This window comes from Dyella sp. (assembly GCF_051954575.1).
Classification (GTDB): Bacteria; Pseudomonadota; Gammaproteobacteria; order Xanthomonadales; family Rhodanobacteraceae; genus Dyella_B.
The window spans coordinates 1-13,931 of sequence record NZ_JBQCHP010000166.1 but is presented as its reverse complement, the minus strand read 5'-3'; the positions used below and the strand labels follow the sequence as shown (position 1 = coordinate 13,931).

General features: G+C 63.6%; 8 protein-coding genes. 5 read left to right on the top strand and 3 right to left on the bottom strand.

Features of this window, described 5'->3' with window-relative positions:
* The first annotated feature begins 38 nt into the window (after positions 1-38).
* From ACTHNE_RS19725 to ACTHNE_RS19710, 4 genes are all read left to right on the top strand, one after another.
* On the top strand, positions 39-3,236 hold the full coding sequence (locus tag ACTHNE_RS19725; protein WP_440270107.1) for an efflux RND transporter permease subunit: 3,198 nt from the start codon (positions 39-41) through the stop codon (positions 3,234-3,236).
* Positions 3,226-4,416 (top strand): efflux RND transporter periplasmic adaptor subunit, encoded by a 1,191-nt coding sequence (locus tag ACTHNE_RS19720; protein ID WP_324937093.1) that lies wholly within the window; start codon positions 3,226-3,228, stop codon positions 4,414-4,416. The genes ACTHNE_RS19725 and ACTHNE_RS19720 overlap by 11 nt, the downstream gene beginning before the upstream one ends.
* Positions 4,403-5,830 (top strand): efflux transporter outer membrane subunit, encoded by a 1,428-nt coding sequence (locus tag ACTHNE_RS19715; RefSeq protein WP_440270106.1) that lies wholly within the window; start codon positions 4,403-4,405, stop codon positions 5,828-5,830. The genes ACTHNE_RS19720 and ACTHNE_RS19715 overlap by 14 nt, the downstream gene beginning before the upstream one ends.
* A 329-nt stretch (positions 5,831-6,159) precedes the next feature.
* Positions 6,160-6,339, top strand: coding sequence for a hypothetical protein (locus ACTHNE_RS19710; RefSeq protein ID WP_440270105.1), 180 nt, complete (start codon positions 6,160-6,162; stop codon positions 6,337-6,339).
* Between the two features lie 11 nt (positions 6,340-6,350).
* Here ACTHNE_RS19710 and ACTHNE_RS19705 read toward each other — a convergent pair whose 3' ends face one another.
* From ACTHNE_RS19705 to ACTHNE_RS19695, 3 genes are all read right to left on the bottom strand, one after another.
* Positions 6,351-7,118 (bottom strand): polysaccharide deacetylase family protein, encoded by a 768-nt coding sequence (locus ACTHNE_RS19705; RefSeq protein WP_324937099.1) that lies wholly within the window; start codon positions 7,116-7,118, stop codon positions 6,351-6,353.
* 310 nt (positions 7,119-7,428) lie between these two features.
* Positions 7,429-10,497: a TonB-dependent receptor gene (locus ACTHNE_RS19700; RefSeq protein ID WP_324937100.1), complete on the bottom strand. Its 3,069-nt coding sequence runs from the start codon at positions 10,495-10,497 to the stop codon at positions 7,429-7,431.
* 200 nt (positions 10,498-10,697) lie between these two features.
* Positions 10,698-13,166 (bottom strand): protease pro-enzyme activation domain-containing protein, encoded by a 2,469-nt coding sequence (locus ACTHNE_RS19695; RefSeq protein WP_324937102.1) that lies wholly within the window; start codon positions 13,164-13,166, stop codon positions 10,698-10,700.
* Between the two features lie 2 nt (positions 13,167-13,168).
* Here ACTHNE_RS19695 and ACTHNE_RS19690 point away from each other — a divergent pair, with 2 nt between their 5' ends.
* Positions 13,169-13,348, top strand: a complete 180-nt coding sequence (locus ACTHNE_RS19690) for a hypothetical protein (RefSeq protein ID WP_440270104.1) — start codon at positions 13,169-13,171, stop codon at positions 13,346-13,348.
* Positions 13,349-13,931 lie beyond the last annotated feature (583 nt).

Sequence of the window (13,931 nt, the reverse complement as noted above, 5' to 3'; positions counted from 1 at the left end):
GGCGAGGACACATCAGCACGTTTCTGGAGCCAAGCCACATGCTGAGGATCGTACGGCTTGCGCTGGAACGGCCTTATACCTTCGTCGTTCTTGCGCTGCTGATCCTGATCGTCGGACCGTTGGCGGCCTTGCGCACGCCGACGGATATTTTTCCGGACATCAAGATTCCGGTGATCGCGGTGGTGTGGACCTACACCGGTCTGCCGCCGGATCAGATGGCCGGGCGCATCGCCTCGCCGTTCGAGCGCGTGCTCACCACCACGGTGAACGATGTCGAGCACATCGAGGCGAAGTCGATCGCCGGCTACGGCATCATCAAGATCTTCTTCCAGCCGAGCGTGAACATCGCCACTGCCAACGCACAGGTGGCGGCGGTGTCGCAGACCATGCTCAAACAGTTGCCGCCAGGCATCACGCCGCCGCTGATCCTCAACTACAACGCCTCCACCGTGCCGATCCTGCAGCTGGCGCTGTCGGGCAAGGGCCTGAGCGAGCAGAACCTGGGCGATCTCGGCCAGAACATCCTGCGCCCGCAGCTGGTGTCGGTGCCAGGGGCGGCGATTCCCTATCCGTACGGCGGCAAGACGCGCCAGGTGCAGATCGACGTGGACTCCGCCGCGCTGCAGGCGCGCGGCCTCTCTGCGCAAGACGTGGCCAATGCGCTGGCGGCGCAGAACCTGATCATTCCGGTCGGCACGCAGAAGATCGGCAAGTTCGAGTACACGTTGAACCTCAACAACGCGCCGTCCGACATCAACGAGCTGGGCAACCTGCCGATCAAGCAGGTCAACGGCACCACCATCTATATCCGCGACGTGGCCCACGTGCGCGACGGTTCGCCGCCACAGACCAATATCGTGCACGTGGATGGCAACCGTTCGGTGCTGCTCAGCGTGCTCAAGAACGGTTCGGCCTCTACGTTGGCGATCGTCGCCGGCATCAAGCAGCGCCTGGCCGACAGCAAGGGCCTGTTGCCGGATGACCTGAAGGTGGCGCCGATCGGCGACCAGTCCTTGTTCGTGCGTGCGGCGATCAACGGCGTGGCGCGCGAAGGTGTGATCGCCGCCGCGCTCACCAGCCTGATGATCCTGCTGTTCCTCGGCAGCTGGCGTTCCACCGTGATCATCGCGGTGTCGATTCCGCTGGCGATTCTCGGCGCGATCGCGCTGCTTTCCGCCTTCGGCGAAACGCTCAACATCATGACCTTGGGCGGCTTGGCGCTGGCGGTGGGCATCCTGGTGGACGACGCCACGGTGACCATCGAGAACATCAACTGGCACCTGGAGCACGGCAAGGACGTGGAAACGGCGATCATCGACGGCGCCAAGCAGATCGTCACGCCGGCGTTCGTGTCGCTGTTGTGCATCTGCATCGTGTTCGTGCCGATGTTCTTCCTCGATGGCGTGGCGCGCTTTTTGTTCGTGCCGATGGCCGAGGCGGTGATCTTCGCGATGGTGTGCTCGTTCATCCTCTCGCGCACCCTGGTGCCGACGATGGCGAAGTTCCTGCTGAAGCCGCATGCGCCGCATGTCGACGAACACGGCGCGCATGTGGCACCGCCGCCGTCGGGCAATCCGCTGGTGCGTTTCCAGCGTACGTTCGAGGCACGCTTCGAGCGCATTCGCAGTGTCTACCACGGCATGCTGGAGCTGGCGCTGGCGCATCGGCGCCCGTTCGTGCTGGGCTTTCTCGCCTTCGTGCTGGTGTCGTTTCTGCTGGTGCCGTTCCTGGGGCGCAACTTCTTTCCCGACGTGGATGGCGGCCAGATCCTGATGCACGTGCGCGCGCAGGTCGGCACGCGGGTGGAAGAAACCTCGATCCTGTTCAACCAGATCGAGCGCAGCATCCGCAGCGCGTTTCCCCCGGATGAATTGGGCACGGTGGTGGACAACATCGGCGTTTCCGGCAGCGGCATCAACACCACCTATAACAACACCGGCCTGGTCGGTGAGCAGGATGGCGACATCCAGATCGCGCTCAACGAAGGGCATCGTCCCACCGCCGAGTACGTGCGCAAGCTGCGCGAACAGTTGCCGCATCGGTATCCGGGTGTGACGTTCTCGTTCCCGCCAGCGGATATCGTCAGCCAGATCCTGAATTTCGGCTCGCCCGCGCCGATCGACCTGCAGATACGCGGACCGAAACTGGCCGCCAACTTCGCCTATGCGAACGCCTTGCTCGGCCAGATCAAACGCATTCCCGGCGTGGTGGATGCACGCATCCAGGAGTCGCAAGCCAATCCCGGCTTCGACATCGACGTGGATCGTACGCAGGCGCAGTTGCTGGGCATCACCGAACGCGACGTCACCAATAGCCTGGTGGTGAACCTGGCCGGTTCCAGCCAGGTGGCGCCAACGTTCTGGTTGAATCCGGCCAACGGCGTGTCGTATCCGATCGTGATGCAAACGCCGCAATACGCGCTCGACAGCCTTGCGCAATTGCGCAACCTGCCGGTCAACGGCAGCAACGGGCAGGCGCAGGTGCTGGGCGGTTTGGTCGCGCTCAAGCGCAACGCCAGCAACGCGGTGGTGGATCAATACGACATCCAGTCGGTGGTGCAGATCTATGCCGCCACGCAAGGGCGCGATCTGGGCGCGGTGGCGGCGGATGTGCAAAAGTTGGTCGACAGCACCGCCAGCCGGCAGCCCAAGGGTTCGCACGTGGCGCTGCTGGGGCAGGTGCAGACCATGAACAGCGCGTTCTCCGGTCTGCTGTTCGGCCTGCTCGGCGCGGTGGTGCTGATCTATCTGTTGATCGTGGTGAACTTCCAGTCGTGGAGCGATCCGTTCGTGATCATCACCGCGTTGCCCGCGGCGCTGGCCGGCATCGTGTGGATGCTTTTCGCCACGCATACGCCGCTGTCGGTGCCGGCCTTGACCGGCGCGATCATGTGCATGGGCGTGGCCACCGCCAACTCGATCCTGGTAGTGAGCTTCTGCCGCGAACGGCTGGCCGAGCACGGCAATGCCGCGGTCGCCGCGCTCGAAGCCGGCTTTACGCGTTTCCGTCCCGTCTGCATGACCGCGCTGGCGATGATCATCGGTATGGCGCCGATGGCGCTGGGCCTGGGCGAGGGCGGCGAGCAGAACGCACCGCTTGGCCGCGCGGTGATAGGCGGCCTGATTTTCGCCACCTGCGCCACGCTGCTGTTCGTGCCGGTGGTGTTCAGCATCATCCATGCGCGGCATGCCGCCAAACACGCGGACGCTTCCGGAGAAACCAGCTATGTCGTCTGACGCCACCATGCATCCATCGCAAACACTGTCCAGGCGTGGTTTGCGCCTCGCTGGCATCGTCGTCGCCGTCGTGCTGGCCGCCGTCGTCGTCATCGGCCTGGTCACGCGCGCCACGCAGGCCAACAGCCTGAAAACCTGGACGCAGGAGCAGGCGGTGCCGACGGTCAGCATCGTCGCGCCGGAACCGGGCAAGGCCGGACCGGTGCTGGATCTGCCCGGTCAGTTACAGGCGTATACGCGCGCGCCGATCTATGCGCAGGTCAGCGGTTATCTAAAGGAATGGCAAACCGATATCGGCACGCCGGTGAAAGCCGGCCAGGTGCTGGGTGAAATCTCCACGCCGGAACTGGATCAACAACTGCAACAGGCGCGTGCGGACCTGGCCAGTGCCAAGGCGAATGCAGACCTCGCCGGCGTCACCGCCAAGCGTTGGCAGGCGATGCTCGGCAGCGATTCGGTCGCGCAGCAGGACGTCGACCAGCGCAGCGCCGACTACACCACCAAGTTGGCGCAGATGAAGGCGGCGCAGGCGAATGTCGATCGCCTGCAGGCGGCCAAGGCGTTCGCACGCATCGTGGCGCCGTTCGATGGCGTGGTGACGGCGCGCGATACCGACATCGGTGCGTTGATCAACGCAGGCGGCGGCACCGGGCCGGAGTTGTTCGTGGTGTCAGACATCCACAAGCTGCGCGTGTACGTGCAGGTGCCGCAGCGTTACGGACCGTCGATCCGCCCTGGCAGCGCGGCAGTGCTGACGGTGCCGGAATACCCGGGTCGTCAGTTCCACGCGCAGGTGGTAGCGACCTCCAACGCGGTCAACACGACTTCCGGCACGACGCTGGTGCAGCTGCAGGTCGATAATGCCGACAGCCAGCTGATGCCGGGCGCCTTCGCCCACGTGCATTTCAATCTGCCGCTGGATAGCACGGCGCTGCGCGTGCCGGCGAGCACGCTGATCTTCGACAACGCCGGCCTGCGCGTGGCCACGGTGGGCGAGGGCGACAAGGTTGCGTTCAAGAAGATCAGCATTCTTTTCGACTACGGCAAGACGGTCGAGATCGGCGCCGGCCTGAGCGCGGGAGACCGCGTGATCGACAGCCCGCCCGATGGCATCAAGGACGGTGATGCCGTGAAGATCGCCACCGACGACGCAGCGGCCAAGCCCCATGAAAAAGCGTGAGTCGCCGCTTCCCTTCGCATTGATGCTGGCGCTGGGCGGCTGTTCGCTGGCGCCTGCGTATCAACCGCCCGCGACGCCATCGGCGCAGACGTATCGCGACCTCGGCCCGTGGGTTGCCGCGCAACCGTCCGACCAGGCGCCGCGCGACCACTGGTGGCAGCTCTATGCGGATGGCGACCTGGACGCGCTGCAGGCGAAGCTGCTCGCCAACAATGCCGATCTTGCCGCGGCCTTGGCGCATTACCAGCAAGCGCAGGCGTACGCGATGCAGGCGCGCTCGGGATTGTTTCCGCAGATCGGATCGGGTGCGACAGGCGTGCGCGAGCGCCAGTCCGATCACGCGCCGCCGATGCGCAATCCGAACGCGCCGGCCGACTACGACGTCTACAGTGTCGGCGCGCAGGCCAGCTACGAAGTCGACCTGTGGGGCCGCGTACGCAACACCGTCGAAGCCGGCCGCGACAATGCGCTGGCCGCAGCGGCGGACCTGGCTTCCGCGCAACTGAGCCTGCAGGCGCAACTGGCCGACAACTACGTGCAGCTGCGAGGGCTGGATCAGCAGATCGAACTGCTGCAGCAGACCATCCAGGCCTATGAGAAAGCGCTGAAACTCACGCAGACCTTGCATGCCGGCGGCATCGTGTCAGGCCTGGACGTGTCGCGCGCGCAGACGCAGCTGGCCGATGCGCGCTCGCAATCGTCGCAAGCGCTCGCGCAACGCACCTTGATCCAGGACGCCATTGCCGTGCTGGTCGGCGAGAATGCGGCGAACTTCCAGTTGCCGGCGCGCACCGAACTGATGGTGGTGCCGGTGATTCCGCTCGATGTGCCATCCACGCTGTTGCAGCGACGCCCGGACGTGGCCGCGGCGGAGCGACGCGTCGCCGCCGCCAATGCCGGGATCGGCGTGGCGCGCGCGGCGTGGTTTCCTTCGCTCACGCTCAATGCGCAGGCCGGCTTCCAAAGCACCGGCTGGGCGAACCTGTTGACCGCGGGCAACCGTATCTGGGCGCTCGGCCCGACGCTGGCCTTCGACCTGTTCGATGGCGGCTATCGCAAGGCCGCCGTCGCCGCAGCGAAAGCGAAAACCGATGAAGCGGGCGCCACGTATCGCGGTGTCGTGCTGACGGCATTCCAGCAGGTGCAGGACAACCTGGCGCTGCTCGATCATCTCGGCGAAGCCCGCGCCAACCAAAAGGACGCTGCCGACGCCGCACAGCATGCGCTGGATCTGTCGATGAGCCAGTACAAGCATGGTGCGGTGAGCTATCTGGATGTGGTGCAGGCGCAGACCACGGCGCTGCAGGAGAAGCGCGGGTTGTTGCAGCTCGATACGCAGCGTTTGCGGGCGAGTGTGCAGTTGATCCGGGCATTGGGTGGTGGATGGTCGTTGGAGCAATTGGCGCGGAAGTGAGGTTCGCCGGGGAACGTTGTTCCCTCTCCCCTCCGGGGAGAGGGTTAGGGTGAGGGGCCACTCTTGCGAAATGCGCCGTTAGCCCGGTAGTTTGGGCAGAGAATGCGAAGCAGCCAGCTACATCACCTGTCTCGAAGTTTGATCTTTAGCGCATCGTCATTCCGGCGAACGCCGGAATCCAGTTAAATACATCGTGCGAAGCACGCGTAACCAATAACGTGTGCTTCCCACGCCATATTCGACTGGATTCCGGCGTTCGCCGGAATGACGATCGGGTGTTAGAGAAATCTTCGGCAAGGTGAGTTCATCACTTTTTTGGAAAGCCCGGCATGACGAACAAACCCAGCTCCGACACCACCATCAACCAGAACAGCAACGACGCCAGCATCCCACCCGGCGCCATGCACGGCCCGCATCACAACGCCCTGGACATGGCCGAAATCGCCGCCCACGACGAAGCGCAGCACGAGGACGCGCTGCGCCATTCATCGCTACGCGTGCCGCGTTAGTTGATTGCCCGTCAGTTGATGGCAGTGTTATCGGAAAGCTGATCAGGCAGCACGAACTGGAAGCCGCGTTGTTCGAGCCGGGTAAGCAAGTCGTCCAGCACGGCGGCGGTGGCCGGTTTTTCGTGCAGCAGCAGCACGGACTGGTCTTCCGTCTGCTCCAGGCTCCAATGCAGGATCTGCTCCGGCTGCGTCATCCAGCTGTCCTGGCTGTTGGCGTTCCATAGCAGCTGCTTCATGCCGGCCGCTTGCGCAAGCTGCGTGACGAGCGGAGAGGTCATGCCGAACGGCGGGCGAAAATAGTAGGGACGCCGGCCGGTCAGTTGCGCCAGGCGCTGGCTGCAGCCGTCGATCTCATGTTGCAGTTCAGGCCTGGAGGTAAGCGTAGCCAGCTTCAGATGATCGTAGCTGTGGTTGCCGATCAGGTGGCCGGCGCCTTCGAGCTTGCCAAGCACATCGCGATTGGCGTCGTTGATATGGCTGCATACGAGAAAGAACATGGCGCGGGCATGGTGCTTTTGCAGCGTCGCCATGATCTGCTCGTCCACGCCGTAGCCATACGGGCCGTCATCGAACGTCAGCACGACATATTTGCGGCCGGCCAGGAAGTCGCTCACCTTGCGCAGGCTCAGTCCGCTCGCTTGCTTCACGTTGCTGGCGGTCTGGTCGACCATGAAATGCGGCTGCGTCATGCCGCGCCCGGTCAGCAGCATGGCGTACAGGAAATACGTCAGCAGGACGGCCAAGGTGAAGACATAGCGGCGGTAGGCGTACAACAACATGGAGGCTCGCTCTTGGAATAGGCTATGGCGGCGCCCGCATCTGGTTACTAAGACGTAACCGCCGCGGTAAACCCCTACCGCGCGTCTCCTTTTCGCACGTGCGCCGTAGGCGAGCAGCCTTGATGCACGGGCCATGCCAAGCACGGCCGGCTATCCGGACCGGACCAGGTCCCGGTCAAGTTGGGATGGCTGAGTCTGCAGGAGTGTGATCGCCTTCACCGGAAAGAGTCCGGCGCGGTGCGGATAGGGCAGGCCGGCGCCCGCGGGCGTTCTTCACGTTTCCGTGCGGAAAAGTGACCCGGAACGTCCCTTAGTGCCCAGCGCCGTTCAGGCGCAGATCTGCCTGCAGCAGGATCTCCCGTCCGTAGATGTTGTAGTTCTCGTTGTTGAAGAACGGGTAGGACACATAGCCCATGTCGCGCGGCGGCATCTTGTTGGCGAGGTTGTTGAGCACCAGCGAAAAGCCGAGATTGCGCGTGGGCCGGTAGCCGACGCTGGCGTTGAAGGTGATCCAGGGCGATACGCGGCCCGCGCCCACGCCGTTGTTGGCGGCGGCAAAATTGGGCGATGCGCCATAGCGGTGCCCGTACAAGGTTCCGGTCCAGCGCCCGCCGGGACTGGTCCAGCCGACGCTGCCGTTGAAGATGCTCTTGAACTCGGTGCTGTATTGCGCGTTGGCGAGCTGGTCGATCGGCGCCTGGCCGGCGGCGATCTGGAAATCGTGCTTGAGCATGTCGTTCACGTCGAAGCGTACGTCCAGCATGCCCCAGTGAAAGAACGCAAAGCGATAGCGCGCGCTGCCCATGATGGAAGAGGTCACTTCATTGGCGAGGTTCGCGTAGTAGGTCGTCACGCCGACGATCGGGCCATGTTCGCCCATGCGTCGCACCTGGCCAATCGCCGCGCGGCACACTGCGGACGCCGCATCGAGCTGGCCGAGCAGGCATTGCGCATTGGTGCGCGAGAGCAGATCCAGATCCTGCTGCACCACTTCGTTCTGGATCGCGATGTGCAGGTAATCCACGCTGATGTCCAGGCCTTCCAGCGGCGACCACACCGTGCCCAAGGTCCAGCTTTGCGCGGAAGTCGGTTGCAGCATGGGGTTTGCCAACGACGTGCCTTGCACGCTGTATTGAAACGACGGGCCGCAGGTGGCGCTATGCGCACGGGCGCACAGGTAGTAATCGGTGACGGTGGTGAAGTAGTCGGTGGGACCCAAGAAAATCGACGACAGATCCGGCGCCTTGAACGAGGTGGTGTAGTTGCCGCGGATCAGCAGGCTGTCCAGCGGCCGATACTCCAGGCCGCCCTTGTAGGTGAACTTGTGATTGTTGCCGCCATGGTCGAGCGCGTAATAGTCGTAGCGGCCCGACACATCCGCGGTCAGCGTTTTCAGCAGCGGCAGGTTCCATTCGAACGCGGTGGCGGCATGAAAGCGCTTACCGCCGCCGCCGGTGGCCGCGTGTTCAAAAATATCGCCCTGGGTAAACAGCGGGTTCACCGGTTCGTACCACGCTTCGCTGCCGCCTTCGAGCAGTGTGGCGAAACCGGCATCGCCACCGGGCAGGGCGAACAACGAGGCGTTACTGAGTGTGGCGCGCGTCGTATTGATCCAGGTGCGGCTGTATTCGCCGACGCCTTGCGTGAAACTCGCGTACTGCGCCGGCGTGATCGGCGCGAAGAACGCGCGGTAATCCGGGTTGTACAGATTCAAGCCGGTGCGCGGATCGGTGCCCAGCACCGGCCCGAGCATGGCGCCGAACAACGCGTCGATCTTCGCCTTGATCGCCAGCGACTCGACCACTTCCGTGCGATCGCCGCTGCGCAGGTAATAGATGTCCCAATCCCAGCCCGAATCGCCCCAGCGTCCGTTGGCACCGAGATCGGCCTGGTAGAGCAGGTCGTTCTGCCGATACATCTGGCCTGCCGCGCCGCCGGACATCTCCTCCGGCGCGAAGTAATGTTCGGGATAAAGAAAATGGCCGGTACCGGCGTCCTCGATGAGGCCTTGCGGCAGATCGTCCGCAAACCAGGCGTAGGGGCCGGGATACCAGCGCTGCTGCTGCGAATCGAGCATCACATCGGTATACAAGCGCAGGGTGTCGCCCGGTTGATAAGCGAGCTTGAGCATGCCGTCGAAATTGCGCAATTGATTGCTGTAGGTGGCGTAGCCATCGCGCCGGCGCGAACCGCAATACGAGCCCGGCAGGTTCGGCCGCCGGCTCACCGCGGTGCTGCCGCCGAACAGTTGCCGGGCGCAACCATCCGGCGGCGAAAGGTAGCCTTGCGCACTGCCGTTGTAGGTGGCGGCCGTGCCGAGATCGATCACGGCGGCCTGCGTGCTCGGCGCACGGGTGTTGCTGGCGGTCAAGGCGCGTTGATAGCCCCAGATGGGTGACTGGTTGTCGAACTCGATTGCGCCCAGCACGCGCCATGCGCCGAAATCGTGGCCGTAGGCCGCGCTGATGCGCTGGCTGGCGCCGCCGCCATCCGAATAGCCGCCCGCCTGCATCGCGATTTCACCGCCTTGCATGTGCGAGCGGGTGATGATGTTGATCACCCCGCCGATCGCCTGCGAGCCGTAAATCGACGAAGCGCCGCCCGGCATGATGTCGATGTGATCGACCAGCGCGATCGGCAGGTTGGAGATGCTGGTGAAATTGACGCTGCCGTTGTAGAGCCGTCCGAAATTGGCGACCGGCTTGCCGTCGAGCAGGATCAGCGTGAACTGCGGACCCAATCCGAACAGGCTCACCTGCTGCGCACCTTGCGTGAACGAACCGCCGACCTGCGGCCCTTGCACCGAACCGGTGGCCAGCACGGAGTTCTGCAGCACGTCGTCCAGGCTGTTGAAGCCGCGTGCGCGAATCTCGGCGGCAGTGATGGTGTAGGTCGGCGTGGCGGTCTGGATGTCGGCGTTGCTGATCAGCGAACCGCTGACGGTAATGGTGGTGAGCGTCTGCGGTTTCGCGTCGATCACCGGCGCGGCGATGATGCTGGCGGGCGGATGAAACACCGCCGCCCGTTCCAGCACGAACGTGACGTCGTTGATGGTTTTCCAGCTCACACCGGTGTCGGCGAGCAACCGCTGCAAGGCCTGGACTGGCGTGAAGCGTCCGGACGCGCCATGCGTCAACTTGCCTTCGACCAGGGCGGGGTCGTAGACGACCTGGATGTCGCCCTGTGCTGCCAATGCATCCAGCGCGCTGCGCAGTTCGCCGGCCGGCACGTTATAGCTGCGCGGCTTGCTTGCCGTTTCGGCAGCCATCGCCGGCAGCGCCGCAAGCGCGGCCGCGCTGCCGATCGCCACAGTAATGATGCACGCGAGAAGACAGCGAAGCAGGGACGCCGGCGTTCCGGTGTTGCGCGCCGCGCGCATGCGCGGCACCCGTTCCCCACAACCTCGGCGCATCCCCGTCTTCTGCCTCCCCGTCCCATCCCCGCAAAGGGACATCTGACCACACCGCACTGCGGCGGTTAGCCCGATGATAGGGCAAGGCAGGCCGGCCGTGCGGTCGGATCGTCATATGCACGTGCCGTCGGTGGAGGGCGCGCGTCCTTGCGCACCCGTAAACCGCATCAGAACGTCAGGCTCCAACTGTTGAGCGTGCCGTAGTCGCCGTAGTACTGCGGATCGTTGTCGATCACCTTCAGTTTCCACGTACCGTTGGCCGGCACCGACGAGGCGTTCACCGTCCAGGTGGTGTTGATGTTGCCGTCGTCGCCATAGTCCGGGTTTTGCAGGATGGCGTACGCGCCGTTCGGTGCGACCAGCTCGATGGTCAAGTCGCCCGACCAGTTGTGCGTGATGTTGGCGTGCACCTTCAGCGTGGCAGGCGCGTTGCCGGACAGGCCGCTCACCGCGATGCTGCTGGTGATAGTGGCGTTGTCGTTGATCACCGCCTGCTTGGTGTTGCTGAACACATTGCCGGTGCTGCCGCTACTCACCGTCACCGCAGCGGATTTGCTGTTGCTGGCGCCGGTGCTGTCCGTGACGGTCAGCGTGACAGTGTACGTGCCGGCTGCCGCGTAGGTGTGACTGGGGCTGGCCGACGTGGAGGTGCTGTTGTCACCGAAGTTCCAGGCGTAGCTGCTGATCGTGCCGCCGGTGTCGGTGGAGCTGTTGGTGAAGTTCACCGTCAGGCCATTCACCGTATCGGTGAAGTTGGCCACCGGCGTGCCGGTGCCGCCGCCGACGCTGCCGCCGCCCCAATACTTGGTCACGTAGGCGTTGAATTTGCTGACGTCGAGACTGCCCCAGCCGGTGGCGTTGTCGAAACCCGCCGCCGCCTGATAGCCATAGCCGTTGTAACCGTTGTTGCCCGAGGTCACGTCATGCAGCGGCGTGGCGTCCTTCGGGAAGTAGGTGTACATGTTCTGCGTCGGCAGGCCGAGCGAGTTGTTGTTGGCCGATTGGATGCGCGCCCACATGCCCACGAACAGCGGCGAGGCGAGGCTGGTGCCGCCCACCTGTTGATTGGCCTGGCCGTTGATCACGATCAGCGCGCCGGAACCGGAGGCCGCATCGAAGGCCACGTCCGGCACCTGGCGCTTGGTGACCGACGAACCGAGCGCGGAGGTCTGCCATGCCGGTGCGTTCTCGAACAGGCTGACGCCGCCGCCGGTCGCCCACAGGCGCTCATCCAGGGTGCTGTCGTTGTTGATATGGGCCAGGCCTTCGTTCCATACCGTTTCGCCCGTCCACGTGGTCGTGCCGCTGGTGCTGAGCATGGTGCCGCCGACCGCCACCACGTTCGGCGAGGTGGCCGGTTCGCTGACGCCGTAATGGCTCAGATCGATCTGCACCGTGCCGCTCGAATTGGCCACATAGCCGGGCGCACCGTTGCTGGGATCGCTCGACCACTGATACACACCCGCATCGCCGGAGGAAATCGAGAACGTCTGCCCCTGCGCCACGGCCTGCGCGAACACCTTGTCGTCCGCCGCCTGCGTGCCGGAATTGTTCGCCGCCGTTTCGTCTTCGCCAAGCGAAACGTTGATCACCTTGGCGAGGTTGTCCGTCACGGCTTTGTTGTACGCCGCGGTAATACCGGCGTCGGTCAGCTGGCTGTCCTGCGCATCGCCGTTGATCGCCGCGTAGAAAACCAACTGCTTCACGCCGCCGGACATCGCCACGATGTCCTGGCTGTCCAGATCCCATTCCGACGGATCGCCATCATTGGCCAGCGTGCCGGTGCCCGCGGCCACCGTCTTGGTGTTCACCGTGGCCATGCCGGCACTGCTGGTGAAGGTGTTGAGATCCTTCACCGTCTGGGTCATGTCGCCCCAGGTGATGATGCCGACCACGGTGTTGGACGCGGTCGGCGTGCTGCCGACATCGTAGATCTTGGGGAAATCGGTCGGGTTGTGGCCGACCACGCCGGTGGTGGCCTGCGTCTTGATCGCGTCGCTACCGATGCGATGCGACATCACGTGCGGCTTGGCGTAATCCTGCAGGCCCAGCACCCCATCGACAATGCCGCCGAGCGATTGCGGCACCGTTGCATCGGCGGCGTTGGCGTAATGCATCTTACCCTTGAAGTTGAAGGTCTTCATGCTGGCGTTGAAGGCCGCGTTCGCGTTCGCCGCGGTACCGTCCGCCGACACCAGCAGATTGTTCGGCGCCACGGTGATGTTGCGGAAGCCGGAGGCCGTCAGGTGCGCGACCACCGCCTGCACCTGTGCTTGCGTCGGCGCGTATTGCGCCTTGAACTGCGCCGGCGTCAAAAAGTGGTGATAGCTCGCGCTGCCGGGCTGGTTCACGCTGGCGAGAAAGCTCTGCAGCTGATCGACGTTGCGCAGGTTCAGGCTCACTTCCACGTGCAGCGGCTTGCTTTGTTCCAGCGGCGCGATCTGCGTGGCATCGATCGACGGATGCCCGGTCATCACCAGCGTGGAAACCTTCGTGCTTACGTTTTGAATGCCTGCGTGCGTGCGCGTCCCCACGCGCGTATCGGCGGCATGTGCCGATACCGACAACAAGGCCAGCGACAAGGCCGCCGGCAACAGCAATGGACGAATCCCCAAAAGCCCGTAATGCTTCGACATGTATGAACTCCCTCGATTTTTTCAGGGCGAACGAAGCCGACGCGGCTCGCAAGCCCCATGCGTTGGTGATGGCCGCGCGTGCGGCCGGTCGATTCACAGCGATGCCCGACGCGCTGGAAAAATGTTCAACGACTGCGCCCCTCGATTCCCTCACGCAGTCCGTGTTGCAGCGTCGCCGATGATTAAGACGGGGTCGATGAAGACAACCCTACCTGATGGACGTTATGACGCGTAGTCGATTGCAACGCATGAAACTCATGTGTGAATTGGAACGAGAGAAAATGTGTTTCGTCATGTTCGCGCAAGCGTGGGTTGGGGTTTGTGCCCTGACGTATCTCGCGTTTTTGCAATTTGAGAAGGTCCTCGAAGGAAGTTGGCGTGCGTGGACGTGAAAATTGCCTGCGGCGCTTTCGATCGCCGTGGGCGCTCGAGTCACTTTTCTTTGCTGGCCCAAAGAAAAGTAACCAAAAGAAATGGCCTGAAGAGCTCATAGCGCAATGCAGGTTACAAGCCTGAAGATGTGAGGCATTGCGATGGGAGTTGGCTTGCCCGCTTCCATTCGATCGCGACACCGCGAGGCGTCTCAGCGCTGAGGACTCAAAGCATGTTGCCCACCCTTGAGGCCTGCTTTAAGCCCTCAGCGCCTGGACGCCTCGCGGCATAGCCGGTACGTGGAACCTTTGGAGACTACCTTTCTATCTAGACGTGAGCGCTCAGGCTTTTAACCTTCCCATGCCGTGAGCCTTTTAGGCCATTTCTTTGGGT